Below are 14,627 nucleotides of genomic sequence, written 5' to 3'. Positions count from 1 at the left end.
CGCTATGACAACTTCCGTAACCGGCGAGCTGGTGGCCTTTGCCACCGCGCTTCGCGCTCAGGACATCCCTGAATCCATCCAACATAAAGTCAGCCTGCATCTGCTTGACGCCCTCGCCTGCGGCTGGGCGGCCTGCGACAGCCCGGTGATGCAGCCAATCCTCGCCGCCGCAAAACTTTCCGCCGGCAGCGGCGGCAGCTTTGTGTTCGGCCAGGCCGACGGCTTTAGTCCGCTGGCCGCCGCCTTCGCTAACGCCAGTCTGATTAACGGCCTGGATCACGACGACGGCGTGGAGATCGACGGCAAAGGGCTGGGCCACCCCGGCGCAACGCTGGTGGCGGCGGCGCTGACGGCGCTGGATCTGCGCGAATCACCGATCGCCGGGGCGGAGCTGATTACCGCCCTGACCGTTGGCTTTGAGGTTAACAACCGGCTGATTCAGGCGATCCAGCCGTCGGTGGCGCGCTTTAATCAGGTGTACGGCGTGGCGCAGCATCAGTCGATTGGCGCGGCGCTGGTCGCCGGACTGCTGCTGGAACTGGACGCGGAGCGGCTGCATCATGCCGTCGGACTGGCGGCGGCGCTGACCCCCCTGCCCAGCCTGCATAAGTACAACTGGCAGCAGCGCCCGCTGCTGGCGCTGAAGGACGCGGTGGCCCCGGCGGCGCAGGCGGGCGTGCAGGCGGCGATTATGGCCCACTGCAGCATCAGCGGCAGCCGGGATGTACTGGACGGTGAGCAAGGGTTCTGGCGGATGATCGGCTCGGATCGCTTCCGGCCTGACGTTCTTACCACGGAGTTAGGCAAGCACTGGTATGCCGGATTCGGCAGCTTTAAGCGCTATCCGGCCTGCCGCTGGCTGGCCTGCGCGCTGGAAAGTATGGACGCCGTGATGGCACAGACCGGCTGGCGGGCCGATGAGATTGAACACATCGAGGTGCAGACTTTCCCCCGGCTGGTTGACGATATGATGGACCGTGCGCCGCGCAACGCCACCGACGCCCAGTTCAGCCTGCCGTGGACGCTGGCCGCCGTTGCGCTGCGCCTGCCACCGGGCGCAGAGTGGTACAGCCCGCAGACGCGCGGATCGGCGCAGATGTCGGCACTAGTGGCGAAGGTGACGGCGCAGATTGATGACGCGTTTAGTGAGCGCATGTGCGGCCCGGCACGGCAGCCGGGGGCGCGGGTTATCGTGCATCATCGTAGCGGAGCCAGCGTACAGCAGGAGCGCTATACGCCGCTCGGCAGCGCCGATCGCCCGATGGACGAAGCGGAGATTATCGCCAAGGCGCGGCGGAATATCGCCGGTCATCTGCCGCCGTCGACCGCGCTGATTGCGCTGCTGACCGACGTAGCGGCACTGTCCGCGACCCGTATAGATTCTGCCCGCCAGCTGGCCGGGGGGCAGAGATAAAACGTCACCCTTTGCTTAGCACTGAGGGAAAAGGTGAGCGTTGTCCCAGAACTTCAGGCCGCCGGACAGATGTAAACTTTACTCCGCGCGGCAAACAGAAGTGCAAATACAAACTTTACTCCAGCGCCTCAAACTTCAGCTGGCTGAGCGGCTGCACCTTATCCTCACGCACCATTTTGTATTCGGTGTCCGGCCCCAGCCAGCGGTTCCAGATGGTATCGATTTCTCCGCTCTGCTCCATCTTCGCCAGGCTGTCGTTCACTTTAGCCAGCAGCGCCTCGTCGCCCTTCTGCATCCCTACCGCCACCGGCTCCAGCGCCATCGGCTCTTTCAGGATCGCCAGATTAACGCCGTCGGCTTTGGCGCGGTTAACCAGCTGGGTGGCGGTCATGCCGTTAGTGACAAAGCCCACCGATTTATTCTGCTGCAAAGCCAGATACGCCGAAGCGGTATCCTGGAAAGTGACCGGCTTCGCCTGCGCCAGGCGGATCGACTGCTCGGAGGTGGAGCCTTTGGTGGAGCTGAGGCGTTTGCCTTTGAAATCGGCGCGGGTTTTCGCCGCGTTGGCTTCCTTCACCACCAGCACTTCTTTAGCGATGTAGTACGGATCGCTGAACTGGATCTGTGCGGCGCGGCTTTTGGTGTAGGCGAGGTTGGCAATCAGCACGTCAACCCGACCGGTGGTCAGCACCGCAATGCGTGCTTCCACCGATACCGGCATCAGGTTGACTTTTACCCCCAGCTGCTGCGCCAGCGCGTTGCACAGGTCAACATCCATCCCGGCCAGCTGGCGGGTTTTGACATCCGGCGAGGAGAACGGCGGCACGTCGGCATACACGCCGCAGTTCAGCTGGCCGCGGCTGCTGATATCGGCAAGGGTATCGGCACTGGCGGGCAGTGCGGCACTGAGCATTAACGGCAGACAGAGTGACAGCAGCGGTGTAGTAATTTTTCTCATGGTTTCAGGCTCCGTTTCGATTTCAGTGCTGACGCAGGTCGGTGAGGAAACGCTGCGCGCGTGGATGCTGTGGGCGGTTAAAGAAGGTTTCCGGCGCGGCTTTCTCCAGGATTTTTCCTTCATCCATAAACCAGATGGTATCCGCCACCTCACGGGCAAAGTTCATTTCGTGAGTCACACACATCATGGTCATCCCCTCGTTCGCCAGGCTGCGCATCACGTTGAGCACCTCGCCAACCATTTCCGGGTCCAGCGCCGAAGTCGGTTCATCAAACAGCATCACCGGCGGCTTCATCGCCAGCGCCCGGGCAATCGCCACGCGCTGCTGCTGACCGCCCGAGAGCTGCGCGGGCCAGGCGTTCGCCTTGTGCGCCAGCCCCACCCGCTCCAGCAGCGCCAGCGCATGCTGCTTCGCCTCGCTGCGCCGCTCGCCGAGTACCTTCACCGGAGAGAGCATCACGTTGTCGATCACCGACAGGTGCGGAAACAGATTAAAGCTCTGAAAGACGAAGCCGATACGCGCGCGCAGCCGGTTTTGCTGGGTGCTGGCCCCGTGAATATCCAGACCGTCGAAGACGATCTGCCCCTGCTGGATCGGCTCCAGCCGGTTAACGGTGCGGATCAGCGTGGACTTGCCGGAGCCGGACGGTCCGCAGACTACCACCACCTCGCCGCTGTTCACTTCCGCATTGAGGTCGGCGAGCGCGTGATAGGCGCCGTACCATTTATTAACCTGGTTAAAGCGAATAATCGGATTCATGCCTTACTCCTCGATAGCGGGTTTGTTGACCAGCAGCGCGGCGCGCTGTGGTGCCGTGCTGACGGCGGGGCCGCGTCTTTTAGCGGCAATGCGCCGCTCCAGATAACCGGCCAGCCACGTCAGGCTGAAGCAGATGATGTAGTAGCTGATGGCCACAATCGCGAACACCTGAAACGGCTTGGTCAGCAGCTGGTTATTCACCTGATTGGCGGCAAAGGTCAGCTCCGGTACGTTGATCACGTAGCCGAGGGTGCTGTCTTTAATAATCGAAACCAGCTGGCTGACCAGGCTCGGCAGCATGTTGTAGAGCGCCTGCGGCAGGATCACCAGCCGGAAGGTGCGGGTGTAGCTCATCCCCAGCGCACGAGAGGCTTCGTACTGCCCCTGCGGCAGCGCCTGAATTCCGGCGCGGACAATTTCGGCAATATAGGCGCTTTCATAGATCACCAGCGTGACCAGCATGGTGCCGAAGCCGCTCAGCGTGTGGCCCAGCAGCAGCGGCACGCAGAAGTAGGTCCAGAAGATCACCATCAGCAGCGGCACGCCGCGCAGCACATAGACCCAGGCGGTGGCAGGCCAGCGCAGAATGCGATACGGCGAGATACGCGCCACGCCCAGCAGCACGCCCAGCGGCAGCGCCAGCACAATCGCCATCAGCGACACCAGCAGCGTGCAGAGCACCCCGCCAAGCGGGCCGTTGGGATACTGGCCCATCAGGAACAGCATGCCGTTCTGCTGTAAAATCGTCAGCATTTCACTCATTCAGCTTACCTCGCGTAGACGCGGTGGAAACGCTGTGCCAGCAGCGCACCGGCGGCCATCAACAGCAGGGAGAAGAACAGGTAACAGAGCGTCGAAACCAGATAAGCTTCAAAGGTGCGGAAGGTGTAGTTTTCGATCTCGCGGGTGACGTAGGTGAGATCCGCCACGCCGATCACCATTGCCAGGCTGGTATTTTTAAACAGCAGCACCGTGTGGTTAATCAACGCAGGGAGCGCATTACGGATGCCCTGCGGCAGGATAATCAGCCGCATCGACTGGACATAGCCCATGCCCAGCGCCCGTGCCGCCTCGCGCTGGCCGTCCGGCGTGGCGCGCAGGCCGCTGCGAATATCCTCCGAGAAGTAAGCGGCCTGGCACAGCCCCAGCGCCACCATCGAGAACAGAAACTCCGCGTTGTAGTCGTTCAGCCAGATCTGCGCGGACTCCGGCAGCAGCGTCGGCACCGCGAAGTACCAAATCATCAGCTGGATCAGCGTGGGCACATTGCGATGCCAGGAGACGTAAGCCGCCACCAGCCATTGCAGCGGCTTCAGCGGAGTCAGCCGGATCACCACCAGCACCATCGCCAGGATCATCGCCAGCAGCCAGGAACCCACCGCCAGCTTCAGCGTTAACGCGACGCCATCGACGATCATCTGTCCGTACTGGCCGTGCAGAATGACGCTAAAATCAAGTGAACCGTTCATCGTCGATCGCCCTCACTCAGCTCAGATTAACGCGCAACATCACCGGGGCGCATGGTGGACAGACCGCCCGGTACCTGTAGCGTCGGGGTGATTTCGATGTTGCCGATATTCACCGCCACTGGCGCAGAGATGGCGAACGCCACGGTATCGGCGATATCTTTCGCCGTCGGCAGCTCGAAGCCGTCGATAAACTCGCGGCGCGCAGCCTCTTTATCCCCGGTCACATTGCCGAAGATATCGGTGGCGACACGGCCCGGACAGATCTCGGTGATACGCACACGTTTGCCATAGCAGTCCACGCGCAGCTGGCGTGAGAGCGCGTGCACCCCCGCTTTGGTGGCGTGATAAATCGAGTTGCCGCCGAAGTTGTAGATGGCGGCGATGGAGGTGATGTTAATCACGTGGCCGCGATCGCGCTCGACCATACCCGGCACCAGCAGACGGCAGAGGTGCAGTACCGCACGCAGGTTAACGTCGACCTGGGTTTCAATCTGCGACTCCTGCGATTGCAGAATCGAGCCCGGATGGGACACCCCGGCGTTGTTCACCAGAATGTCGATCTGCAGGTCGCGGCACAGGTCATTCAGTGCCTGCACATCGGAAACGTCGATGGCGTGAGGAATACAGCCGGTTCTCGCCGCCAGCTGTTCCAGTTCGTTATGACGGCGGGCCACCGCGTGAACCACGATACCCTCCTGGCACAGACGCTCAACGATGGCTTCACCCATTCCGGCGGAAGCGCCGGTCACCAGTGCGGTTTTATAATCTGAAAATGGCATTGACTTCTCCTGTTGTTATTTTTGCTCTGTCTTTGACTGTATCCCCTCACCGCGCCGAGGGGTAAGAGGTAAAGTCTTTGTGGCAATAAGCCGATCTTATAGAGCCAGATAATCTAAGTTATCTCTCTGTTTATTCAATGAAATGTTTCGATATCGGGCGAATTTCTCCGCCCTGAGCCGTAATATCAGCCCGCAGTTGTTCAATCAGCGCCAGCGCGCCTGGCGTGTCGCCGTGCATTAAAATCGAGGAAACCGCCATCGGCAGCCGCGTGCCGTCAATCGCCGTGACGCAGCCGGATTTCAGCAGATCGATCACCCGCAGGCTGACCTGCTGCGGGTCGTGGATCACCGCGCCCGGCGTGCCGCGCGGCACCAGCAGACCGTTGGCCTGATAGGCGCGGTCGGCCAGAAACGTGCAGGCCACGCGCAGCCCCAGCTCGCGGGCGCAGCGCTCCACCGCGTTGGCGGCGGTGGTGCTGATAATCAGATTCGGGTCAAACGCCTTCACCGCCGCCAGCAGCGGCCTCGCCAGCGACTCGTCCTCGGCAGCCATATTGCCCAGCGCACCGTGGAAGCTCATGTGGCTCAGCGGGTAGTTCGCCACGCGGGCAAAAGCGGCCAGCGCGCCGAGCTGATAGGTGACGTAGTGCGCCAGGGTTTGCGTGTCGATCTGCATGCGCCGTCGGCCAAATCCGGCTAAATCGGGGAAGCCGACGTGCGCCCCGAGATCCACGCCATAGCGTTTTGCCAGCGCCACACTGCTGGCCATAATCGACGCGTCCCCGGCGTGAAAGCCGCAGGCAACGTTAGCGGAGCTGATCAGCGCCATCAACCCGGCGTCATCGCCGATGCGCCAGTCGCCAAAGCCTTCGCCAAGGTCGGCGTTTAAATCGATGCTTCTCATTGCGCTGCCTCCGTTTTAACTATGCGGGCCACCGGCTGGCCGTACTCCACCCGATCGCCCTGCGCGACCGTATACTCATCCAGCAGCCCGTCGGCCCCGGCCCGCAGCGGCAGGCAGATCGGCCCAGCCTGAACCAGCGCCAGCAGATCGCCGGTTTTCACCGTGCGCCCGTCGGCGGCAATGTTCTTGCCGGTCAGCGGGTCCTGCAGCCAGATGCGCCCCGGCATCGGCGCGCCCAGCTCAACGATATTGGGCGGTGGAGATGCCGGATAAGCAGCCACAGCTGACGGTGCTGTATGGAATGCGAGTGCGGCATCAGCCGGGGCGGGAGAAGCGGGATCGCCGACGGATGCGGCGTATCCGGCTGGTGCGGGACAGGCCGCCAGCCCCTCGGGGATCGCCCCGTTGGCGGAATACGCACCGCGACACGATGCTTCTTCAGCGCCGCAGCGGATACGCACGCTGTAGCCGTCGCCTTTAATCTCAATACTGTCTATGCCACTGCGCCGCAGACGGCGGGTAATGGCCTGTAGTTCACGAATGGTCGGCATCTTCTCTCCTTGCGGTTAAAGCGGGCAGCGGCGGTAGTCGTCAATACGCTGGCAGATCCCCGCCAGCCACCGCTGCTGGTCACGTTCCGCCTCGTCGGCCTGCGTCCAGTTCACCTCAACAAACTGGACGTTGCTGCCCACCGGCACCTGGCCCAGCAGCCACATATCGGCGTCGATCACCGTGCCGAGCTTCGGGTAGCCGCCGCTCGGCTGGGCGTCGCGCATCTGAATAATCGGCTGGCCGCTGTGGGTCACCTGAATCACCCCGGGGATAATGCCGTGCGACCGCATCTCCAGCGGCGCTTTCGCCACCAGCCCTTCGCCGTCCAGCCGGTAGCCGTAGCGGTTGCTCTGCGGTGAAACGCGCCACTGCTGCTGCCAGAAACGCGCCACCGACTCGGCGGTAAACGCGCCGTACTCCGCCGCGGGTAGCACGCGGATCTGCGGCACGCCGTCGGGGCTGTCGCACAGGCTCAGGCGCGGCGAGGCAATGCCGAAGTCCACCGCGCCCCGATACGCATCGCGGGCGGCGCTCAGGCTGTCGCCCTGCTGTAATCCACGACCGTGGAAGCCGCCAAACTCACCCCTGAGCTGGGTGCTGCGCGACCCCAGTACCTGCGGCACGTCAACGCCGCCGGGCAGATGGAGATAGCTGCGCGCCGAGAAGCGCGACGCGTGCAGGGTCAGCACTTCGCCCTCTCTCGCCTGCGCCACCCACCAGGCCGGAATACGCCGATCGCCGAGCATCGCCGGGCTGTCGCCGCCGCTGATGGCAAACGCGCAGTCGCGGGTGAAACGCAGGCGGAACGGGAACAGCGGGATCTCAATGACCGCATCGTCCGGCTGGTTGCCGAGCAGCGCGTTACCCAGCCGCAGCGCCAGCGGGTCCATCACGCCTGCGGTTCCCACACCGTAGTGCAGTGCGCCGAAGCGGCCTTCGTCCTGCACGCTGGACAGCGCGGTAGTGCGTTCAATAACGATCATGCCAGTACCCTGCTTACCCGGAAGCGAATGCTGTCGCCGGGATGGAGCCGCACCGGCGGTGTGGCGTGGGCATCAAAGAAAACGAAATCGGTGCGGCCGATGGTGTTCCAGCCGCTGGGGCCGGGAGAGGCAGAAACGCCGGTCTGTACGCCGCCGATGGAGACCGAACCGCCGGGAATACTCTGTACCGGGCTGGCGCGGCGCGGCGTTGCCAGCTGCGGGTCCATATTACCGAGGTAGCAGTAGCCCGGATGGCTGCCGAGGGCATACACCGGGTAGAGCGGTTCGGTGTGGCGCTGCACGATCTCCTGAATGGTCATGCCGGTGTGTTCGGCCACGTCGCAGATATGCGGCCCCGGCTCGCCGCCGTAGGTCACATCCAGCTCAATCACCCGGCCGGAGAAGGTTTTGCTTTCGCCGCGCTGCCACTGCTGGCGCAGACGATCGAACAGCTGTTCACCGCCGCTCATCTGCGGGCCAAACACCATCATCAGGTTATTCATGCCCGGCACCACACCGCGAATGGCGGCCAGCCCGCTGGCGTAATCGGCCAGCGCCCAGATGCGCTGCTGGTTTTCCAGGGTGATCTCGCCGGGGGCTTCAAACAGCACCGCGTGGGTGCCGAGCCAGCTGATTTGCGGAGCCTGTAACTGACGTGCTGGGTCCATTCCTCATCCTCAACTTCATATCCGCTAACGGAAAAATGCGATAGCCACACTGTATCCCGCCGTTTCAGGCGGTCTGTAAGAGGGTTTCGCTTTAGGGGGATAAGGCAGACTTATTACTGAAAAACGGCGGCGTGGTGACTGCGGCCACCCGTCGAAACGGGCTGGTGGCCGCTATGTGATGTCAGCTGACCAGGGTCAGCGGTCGGTTGTCGTGGGTGCGTTCGGCCATCAGCGACAGCAGGATTTTCTTCACCGCTTCGGCAGGCTGGGACAGCGGCAGATGATCGGAGGTACAGAACGACAGCGGTGCCTGAATGCCCGGCTCAACGATTTTCGACATCCGCGCGCGGGACTGTTTCACCATATTGCGTGCGATGGACTCCGGCAGAATGGTCGCGCCAAGGTTGCCCTCCAGCGCCTGCGCCAGGGTGGTGGCCGATTCGATTTCGCACTTCACTTTATAGGAGAGGTTTTTCTGCACGAAGGCTTCGTCAACCAGCTTGCGCATGATGTTGTACGGGCGCGGCAGGAACAGCTCAAGATGGGCGATCTGCTCCAGGGTGACGGTTTTACCGAAGCTGATTTCGCTCTGCGGCGTCACCAGATAGAGATCCTCTTTCATCAGCGGAATAAAGGCCAGTCCGTGGATCTGACGGTTGCCGTACAGCACCGCCATATCCATGCGCCCGCTCATGATCAGCTCGCTGAGGGTGGTGCCAAAGCTCTCGTTAAAGTAGAGCAGGATGCCGGGATGCTGTTTACGTACCTCCTCCATCAGCGGCAGCGCCAGCAGCGAGGCGGCGGTACCCGGTGCCAGCCCGACGGACACCTGTCCGCTCAGCGCCAGGCCCGCGCCGTCAATGGCGCTTTGCGCCTGCTCGCACTGGCGCAGTATCGCCTGGGCGTGAGCATAAAGAATGCTGCCCGCTTCGGTCGGCGTAACGCCGCGTTTGGTGCGGATCAGCAGCTGCTGTTTGACCTCGCTTTCCAGCGAAGCCAGCTGCTGGCTGAGGGCTGGCTGGGCGATATGCAGAATATCGGCCGCCTGGGTCAAACTGCCGACGTCGACAATTTTGATGAAGTAGCGTAGCCGCCTGAGATTCATAGTCATACCTCTCGTCACCGGACAGAATGTTAAGAAAAAGTGAACGGAAGTGTAGCAAGATCCGGACCAGCCTGAGTGTTAACTGCCCCGCAAAGCCGGACAGCTAAAAAGTTAATATGTAAAACAGTGAGATAGATCGTGTTATTTCGCTATCCATCCATTTATCAAGCGTTTGCTTTCAGCAGCGTTCTGCACCATTGCGGGGAGTTTTACTTATCGTTGGGCCCCATCCATAAGCTTTTGCTCTTGAATCAGAACAAACTCCTCTTAACCGTCGCCCGCCGCTTATTCGTAACGTAGAGACATCCCGGAACAGACTGGAGTGATCATGAGTGCTATCCGCATTGCCGCCCGCGTTACGCGTATTAAACCTTCTCCCAGCAGCAGCGCGTCCGATCGCGCCAACGCCCTGAAGCGTGAAGGTAAAGCCATCATTAACCTGGTGGTCGGTGAACCTGATTTCGCCACCCCGCCGGAAATCTGCGAGGCGGCCTGCGCCGCGATCCGCAACGGCGAAACCCGCTACACGCAGAATAACGGCACCCCCGCGCTGCGCGAGGCCATTGCCGCCAAGTTCCTGCGCGAGAATCATCTGACGGTGAAGCCGGAAGACATTATCGTCACTAACGGCGCGAAGAGCGCGATCTTCAACGCGCTGGCCGCCACGCTGGAAGTCGGCGACGAGGTGCTGATCCCCGCGCCGTACTGGGTTTCCTACCCGGATATGGTGCTGGCCTGCGACGGCCGTCCGGTGGTGATTACCTGCCAGGAAGAAGCCGGTTTCCGCCTGACCGCCGAGCAGCTGCGGGCATCGATTACCAGCCGCTGCCGCTGGCTGATCCTCAATTCGCCGTCCAATCCAAGCGGTGCCAGCTACAGCCGCGCCGAGCTGCGCGCGCTGGCGGATGTGCTGCTGGACTATCCGCATCTGGCGATTATGACCGACGATATTTACGAGCATCTGCGCTACGACGACAGCCCGAACGTCCATCTGCTGGAGGTGGAGCCGCGCCTGGCCGACCGTACGCTGGTGGTGAACGGCGTGTCGAAGACCTATGCCATGACCGGCTGGCGCATCGGCTATGCCACCGGGCCAAAAGTGCTGATTACCGCGATGGGCACGCTGCAATCGCAGTCCACCAGCAATGCCAGCTCGGTCAGCCAGGCCGCCGCCTTAGCCGCGCTGAACAGCGGCACCGGCTTTATCACCCACAGCCGCGAAGTGTATCGCCAGCGCCGCGACGACATCGCCGCCCGCCTGAATGCCGTGCCGGGCCTGAGCTGCCGCGTGCCGGAAGGGGCGTTCTACCTTTACGTCAACTGCGGCGGGCTGCTGGGTAAAACCACCGCGCAGGGTCAGGTGCTGAAAAACGACAGTGAGGTGGTGCTGTGGCTGCTGGAGAGCGCGGGCGTGGCGGTTGTTGCCGGTGCCGCCTACGGACTTTCGCCCTACTTCCGACTTTCTATTGCCACAGACCTTGCCACGCTTCAGGCCGGGGCCGCCCAGATTGCCGCCGCCGTCAGCCAGCTGAAATAATCGATCAGGAGAATCGCTATGTCCGCAGGAAACCGTATTTTCTTACAACGTAATCTTGAAGCCGCCGGCTACGTCGAAGCGTTCCGCGCGCTGCCCGCAGCCGTGGTGGCAGACTGCATGAGCCGCCTGCCCGCGCTGTCCGGCGAAATTCGCCTGATGAGCGCGCCGCGTAACGCGGTGATGTGCGGCCTGGCGGTCACCGTTAAGGCCCGCTCCGGCGACAATCTGATGCTGCACAAGGCGATGGATATGGCCGGTAAAGGCGATGTGATTGTGGTCTCCAACGAGGGCGATCGCAGCCAGGCGCTGATGGGCGAAGTGATGACCACCTGGGCCCGCCAGCGCGGCATTGAGGGGCTGGTGCTGGATGGGCCGATCCGCGATATCGAAGGCATCGGCAAGATGGATTACCACCTTTATGCCGCCGCCATCACGCCCGGCGGCCCGTATAAAGATGGCCCGGGTGAAATCAACGTGCCGATCGCCTGCGGCAATATTCACGTGTCACCGGGTGACATCATTCTCGGCGATCACGACGGGGTGATCGTCATCCCTCACGGCGATGCGGCACAGATTCTGGAAGCGGCGCAGGCGTATCTGATCGTCGACGAACGCAACTTCGAGCTGGCGAAGCGCGGCGAGCTGGAGCGCGGCTGGATTGATGAAACGCTGAAGAGCAAGCAGGTGGAGATTATTGACGGGCGATTCTAGGCGGTAAAAGAACACTATCCTGCATTGATAACAGGCACCCATAGCGGGTGCCTTTTTCGTTATGCAACCGGCGTAATGGCTTTGCCGTGAGCGAACCACGAAGCCAGATTATCCGCCACGTTTTGCGCCATCGCCTGCCGCGTTTCGGCGGTGGCGCTGGCGATATGCGGTGTCAGCACCGTATTTTCCAGCGCGAAAAAGCGCGGGTCAATCGCCGGTTCACCTTCGAACACATCCAGCCCCGCTCCGGCGATGGTGTGATTTTCCAGCGCGGCGATCAGGTCGTCTTCATTAACTACCGCCCCGCGCGCGACGTTAATCAGCACGCCCTGCGATCCCAGCGCGTTCAGCACTTCGCGATCGACCACCTTATAGTTACGCGCATCGCCAGGCACCGCCAGCACCAGCACATCGCTGAACAGCGCCAGCTGATGCAGATCGCTAAAGCGCTGCCAGCCGGGTTCATCACTCTGGCGGCTGTTGCAGTAGCCGATGTACATATCGAAGGCGGCACAGCGTCGGGCAATCGCCGAGCCGATGCGCCCCAGCCCGAGGATGCCGACGCGCTTGCCGCTGAGTTTGCTGCCCAGCACCGGCGGTCGGTTTGCCCACTCGCCCGCGCGCAGGAAGGCATCCTGTGCCACGATCTGCCGCGAGACGCTGAGCATCAGCCCCAGCGCAAGGTCGGCGACGTCGTCGGTCAGAATATCGGCGGTGACGGTCACGGTAATCCCACGATCGCGGGCGGCGGCCAGATCAATAGCGTCGGTGCCCACGCCGAAGACGGCAATCACCTCCAGTGCCGGTAGCGCGGCCATCACCTCCGCCGCCAGCCCGACGTCGCCCCGGGTGGCGACCGCGCGAATAGCCTGGCCGTGCTGCTGTAGCCAGGCCGCCGCATCGGGCTGTTCGTACAGACGATGGCACTGGTAGTCGCGGTGCAGCATTTCGCTCAGCGCGGGCATCAGCGGCTGAATAATCAGTATCTGTTGTTTCATTGCGGGCATCCTTATTAACGTAGGGTTCAGAACGTTAATAAACTAGCGGAATTCCGCCGCGGCACCCGCAAGGTTACGCTTATCGTCAGATAGGATTCGCTTATTACGCTCGCGCCGCGGCGATCATTCCGTCCAGCCACTGCTGATGGCCGTTGATCATCGGGTCAGGTCGGGCGTTAGCGAGCTCAACCGCCGGTTTGCCGTTCTGGGTTTCCTGGGTCAGCAGGCGCACGCGGCCACCCGGCAACGCCTCAATCAGCCAGGCATGATGCACGTCAAGCCGACTGTCGCCCTCGCCGCACCAGCCGTGCCACGCAATGCGCGCCGCGCTGCCGGTTTCCGGTGCGACGAACTCGTTAACTTCGCTTTCCACCACAAAGCCGAACGTGGTGAAGCGGAAACGTGTCCCCTCGGTCAAATACGGGCCGCTGCCGTTGTGGAAATGAATGTCGCTGGCGTTGCTGTAATAAACCGGCCAGGCGGCGGTATCGATCAGTTTGTCCCACAGCGCCGCGACGCTGACGCCGGTAATAATCATTTCGTTGCTGGCGAAGTTGTCGCTGAAGCCAGGAATGTAGCCCTGCGGCCAGTGAATTGCGTTCATGATGCTGCCTCTCGGTGAGTCTGGTCGGCCAGAGCGCGGGATGCGCCTGCCGAAAACCACTGCATGATGTGCGGCACGGTGATATAAAACCAATCAGCATTTTTTATTTCAGATATTATAATTTCTGATATCTGACCCACTCACCGCCGGGGAACCGATGAGCAGCAACCTACGTACGCTGGATTTGAATCTGTTAAAAACGCTGGATGCGCTGCTGGATGAACGCAGCGTGACGCGGGCCGCCCAGCGCCTGTCGCTCACTCAACCGGCGGTAAGCGCCATGCTCAACCGCCTGCGCGAGCATTTTGACGATCCGCTGTTTACCCGTGGCCAGCACGGCATTAACCCGACGCTGCGGGCGCTGGCGCTGGCCGCGTCGGTCAAACAGATCCTCGGTGATATCGACCAGCTGTTGCAGCCGCAGGTCTTTGATGCGGCCAGTTCGCAGATGTCGCTGAGCATTGCCGCAACCGATTATGCGCTGAGCGCGGTGGCGGTGCCGTTTATTGCCGCACTGCGCCAGCAGGCTCCCGGCGTGCAGGTGAGCGTGCAGCCGGTGGAAAACGATCGGCTGGCGGTGCAAATGGAGCGCGGCGAAATTGATATGGCGCTGCTCACCCCGGACACCACGCCTGCCGATCTGCACGCTCGCCATCTGTTTGACGAGCAGTACGTCTGCCTGCTGCGCCCGGACCACACTGCCCTGCGGCACGGTGCGCTGTCGCTGGATAGCTTCTGTGCGCTGGACCACGCGCTGGTTTCGCACAGCGGTCGCGAGTTTCGCGGCGCGACCGACCAGGCGCTGGCCGCAATCGGTCGTCATCGGCGGGTAACGCTGGCGGTAAACAGTTTTCTGGTGCTGCCGCAGATCCTGCGCAGCAGCGATCTGATTGCCGTGGTGCCGTGCAGGCTGGCAGAATCTGCCGACGGTCTGGTGTGGGTGCCGCCTCCGGTCGCGGTGGCGGGCTTCAGTAAAACCCTGGTCTGGCATGAACGCAGCCATCGCGATCCCGGCCACCGCTGGCTGCGTTCCCTGCTGTTTACCACTCTGGAGCTGGACGCCAGCACGCTGTGATCGGCCAGTGCGTATCGCACATACGGCTTAGTGATTATCGGTGGCCATCGCTTACCGTGATCGCCACTTATCGACAGGCCACGTGTTCTTCGATCGTCTATGACTGAGGT

Annotated in this window: 16 protein-coding genes; 4 read left to right on the top strand and 12 right to left on the bottom strand. The window is 62.1% G+C overall.

Features of this window, described 5'->3' with window-relative positions; all coding sequences use genetic code 11:
- Positions 1 to 4 precede the first annotated feature (4 nt).
- Positions 5 to 1,414 carry an MmgE/PrpD family protein gene (locus JOE09_RS21010; protein WP_205067171.1) on the top strand — a complete coding sequence of 470 codons (1,410 nt, stop codon included), beginning with the start codon at positions 5 to 7 and terminating at the stop codon, positions 1,412 to 1,414.
- A gap of 115 nt (positions 1,415 to 1,529) precedes the next feature.
- On the opposite strand, the gene JOE09_RS21005 is transcribed toward JOE09_RS21010, so the two are convergent.
- The 10 genes from JOE09_RS21005 to nac all read right to left on the bottom strand — a co-directional run bounded on the left by JOE09_RS21005 (position 1,530) and on the right by nac (position 9,592).
- Positions 1,530 to 2,372, bottom strand: coding sequence for an ABC transporter substrate-binding protein (locus JOE09_RS21005; RefSeq protein ID WP_172606544.1), 843 nt, complete (start codon positions 2,370 to 2,372; stop codon positions 1,530 to 1,532).
- 22 nt (positions 2,373 to 2,394) lie between these two features.
- Positions 2,395 to 3,132, bottom strand: a complete 738-nt coding sequence (locus tag JOE09_RS21000) for an amino acid ABC transporter ATP-binding protein (RefSeq protein ID WP_105591467.1) — start codon at positions 3,130 to 3,132, stop codon at positions 2,395 to 2,397.
- A 3-nt stretch (positions 3,133 to 3,135) separates the two neighbouring features.
- Entirely contained in the window at positions 3,136 to 3,894 is a 759-nt protein-coding gene (locus JOE09_RS20995) for an amino acid ABC transporter permease (RefSeq protein ID WP_105591466.1), read from the bottom strand.
- A gap of 5 nt (positions 3,895 to 3,899) precedes the next feature.
- Positions 3,900 to 4,601, bottom strand: coding sequence for an amino acid ABC transporter permease (locus JOE09_RS20990; protein ID WP_105591465.1), 702 nt, complete (start codon positions 4,599 to 4,601; stop codon positions 3,900 to 3,902).
- A gap of 26 nt (positions 4,602 to 4,627) precedes the next feature.
- A complete protein-coding gene (locus JOE09_RS20985; protein ID WP_105591464.1) occupies positions 4,628 to 5,380 on the bottom strand; it encodes an SDR family oxidoreductase in 753 nt (250 codons plus the stop codon).
- Between the two features lie 130 nt (positions 5,381 to 5,510).
- Complete coding sequence (locus JOE09_RS20980) at positions 5,511 to 6,284, bottom strand: LamB/YcsF family protein (RefSeq protein WP_205067170.1); 774 nt, start codon at positions 6,282 to 6,284, stop codon at positions 5,511 to 5,513.
- A complete protein-coding gene (locus JOE09_RS20975; RefSeq protein WP_205067169.1) occupies positions 6,281 to 6,835 on the bottom strand; it encodes an acetyl-CoA carboxylase biotin carboxyl carrier protein in 555 nt (184 codons plus the stop codon). The genes JOE09_RS20980 and JOE09_RS20975 overlap by 4 nt, the downstream gene beginning before the upstream one ends.
- Before the next feature lie 15 nt (positions 6,836 to 6,850).
- A complete protein-coding gene (locus JOE09_RS20970; protein ID WP_205067168.1) occupies positions 6,851 to 7,819 on the bottom strand; it encodes a 5-oxoprolinase subunit C family protein in 969 nt (322 codons plus the stop codon).
- Positions 7,816 to 8,487 (bottom strand): 5-oxoprolinase subunit PxpB, encoded by a 672-nt coding sequence (pxpB, locus tag JOE09_RS20965; RefSeq protein ID WP_205067167.1) that lies wholly within the window; start codon positions 8,485 to 8,487, stop codon positions 7,816 to 7,818. Before pxpB ends, JOE09_RS20970 begins: the two co-directional genes overlap by 4 nt.
- Before the next feature lie 181 nt (positions 8,488 to 8,668).
- On the bottom strand, positions 8,669 to 9,592 hold the full coding sequence (nac, locus tag JOE09_RS20960; protein WP_105591459.1) for a nitrogen assimilation transcriptional regulator NAC: 924 nt from the start codon (positions 9,590 to 9,592) through the stop codon (positions 8,669 to 8,671).
- A 328-nt stretch (positions 9,593 to 9,920) separates the two neighbouring features.
- Here nac and JOE09_RS20955 point away from each other — a divergent pair, with 328 nt between their 5' ends.
- Together JOE09_RS20955 and JOE09_RS20950 are read left to right on the top strand one after the other, a co-directional pair.
- Positions 9,921 to 11,129: an aspartate transaminase gene (locus JOE09_RS20955; protein ID WP_205067166.1), complete on the top strand. Its 1,209-nt coding sequence runs from the start codon at positions 9,921 to 9,923 to the stop codon at positions 11,127 to 11,129.
- Positions 11,130 to 11,147: 18 nt separating this feature from the next.
- Positions 11,148 to 11,840 (top strand): RraA family protein, encoded by a 693-nt coding sequence (locus tag JOE09_RS20950; protein ID WP_205067165.1) that lies wholly within the window; start codon positions 11,148 to 11,150, stop codon positions 11,838 to 11,840.
- 59 nt (positions 11,841 to 11,899) lie between these two features.
- Here JOE09_RS20950 and JOE09_RS20945 read toward each other — a convergent pair whose 3' ends face one another.
- Both JOE09_RS20945 and JOE09_RS20940 read right to left on the bottom strand, forming a co-directional pair.
- Complete coding sequence (locus JOE09_RS20945) at positions 11,900 to 12,838, bottom strand: 2-hydroxyacid dehydrogenase (RefSeq protein WP_239553230.1); 939 nt, start codon at positions 12,836 to 12,838, stop codon at positions 11,900 to 11,902.
- A 103-nt stretch (positions 12,839 to 12,941) separates the two neighbouring features.
- The gene (locus JOE09_RS20940) at positions 12,942 to 13,442 is read right to left on the bottom strand and encodes an SRPBCC family protein (RefSeq protein ID WP_205067163.1); all 501 of its coding nucleotides are present in this window, start codon (positions 13,440 to 13,442) and stop codon (positions 12,942 to 12,944) included.
- A gap of 157 nt (positions 13,443 to 13,599) precedes the next feature.
- Here JOE09_RS20940 and JOE09_RS20935 point away from each other — a divergent pair, with 157 nt between their 5' ends.
- Positions 13,600 to 14,517, top strand: coding sequence for a LysR family transcriptional regulator (locus JOE09_RS20935; RefSeq protein ID WP_205067162.1), 918 nt, complete (start codon positions 13,600 to 13,602; stop codon positions 14,515 to 14,517).
- The last annotated feature ends 110 nt before the right edge of the window (positions 14,518 to 14,627 follow it).

Source organism: Pantoea coffeiphila, from assembly GCF_016909495.1.
In the GTDB taxonomy this organism is placed as follows: Bacteria; Pseudomonadota; Gammaproteobacteria; order Enterobacterales; family Enterobacteriaceae; genus Erwinia; species Erwinia coffeiphila.
This window is presented reverse-complemented; position numbering and strand designations above follow the sequence as displayed.

What these genes read in the sequence shown, in the direction of transcription:
- JOE09_RS21010 (WP_205067171.1), top strand. Translation starts at nt 5, where the DNA reads ATGACAACTTCCGTAACCGGCGAGCTGGTGGCCTTTGCCACCGCGCTT.
- JOE09_RS21005 (WP_172606544.1), bottom strand. Translation starts at nt 2,372, where the DNA reads ATGAGAAAAATTACTACACCGCTGCTGTCACTCTGTCTGCCGTTAATG.
- JOE09_RS21000 (WP_105591467.1), bottom strand. Translation starts at nt 3,132, where the DNA reads ATGAATCCGATTATTCGCTTTAACCAGGTTAATAAATGGTACGGCGCC.
- JOE09_RS20995 (WP_105591466.1), bottom strand. Translation starts at nt 3,894, where the DNA reads ATGAGTGAAATGCTGACGATTTTACAGCAGAACGGCATGCTGTTCCTG.
- JOE09_RS20990 (WP_105591465.1), bottom strand. Translation starts at nt 4,601, where the DNA reads ATGAACGGTTCACTTGATTTTAGCGTCATTCTGCACGGCCAGTACGGA.
- JOE09_RS20985 (WP_105591464.1), bottom strand. Translation starts at nt 5,380, where the DNA reads ATGCCATTTTCAGATTATAAAACCGCACTGGTGACCGGCGCTTCCGCC.
- JOE09_RS20980 (WP_205067170.1), bottom strand. Translation starts at nt 6,284, where the DNA reads ATGAGAAGCATCGATTTAAACGCCGACCTTGGCGAAGGCTTTGGCGAC.
- JOE09_RS20975 (WP_205067169.1), bottom strand. Translation starts at nt 6,835, where the DNA reads ATGCCGACCATTCGTGAACTACAGGCCATTACCCGCCGTCTGCGGCGC.
- JOE09_RS20970 (WP_205067168.1), bottom strand. Translation starts at nt 7,819, where the DNA reads ATGATCGTTATTGAACGCACTACCGCGCTGTCCAGCGTGCAGGACGAA.
- pxpB (WP_205067167.1), bottom strand. Translation starts at nt 8,487, where the DNA reads ATGGACCCAGCACGTCAGTTACAGGCTCCGCAAATCAGCTGGCTCGGC.
- nac (WP_105591459.1), bottom strand. Translation starts at nt 9,592, where the DNA reads ATGAATCTCAGGCGGCTACGCTACTTCATCAAAATTGTCGACGTCGGC.
- JOE09_RS20955 (WP_205067166.1), top strand. Translation starts at nt 9,921, where the DNA reads ATGAGTGCTATCCGCATTGCCGCCCGCGTTACGCGTATTAAACCTTCT.
- JOE09_RS20950 (WP_205067165.1), top strand. Translation starts at nt 11,148, where the DNA reads ATGTCCGCAGGAAACCGTATTTTCTTACAACGTAATCTTGAAGCCGCC.
- JOE09_RS20945 (WP_239553230.1), bottom strand. Translation starts at nt 12,838, where the DNA reads ATGAAACAACAGATACTGATTATTCAGCCGCTGATGCCCGCGCTGAGC.
- JOE09_RS20940 (WP_205067163.1), bottom strand. Translation starts at nt 13,442, where the DNA reads ATGAACGCAATTCACTGGCCGCAGGGCTACATTCCTGGCTTCAGCGAC.
- JOE09_RS20935 (WP_205067162.1), top strand. Translation starts at nt 13,600, where the DNA reads ATGAGCAGCAACCTACGTACGCTGGATTTGAATCTGTTAAAAACGCTG.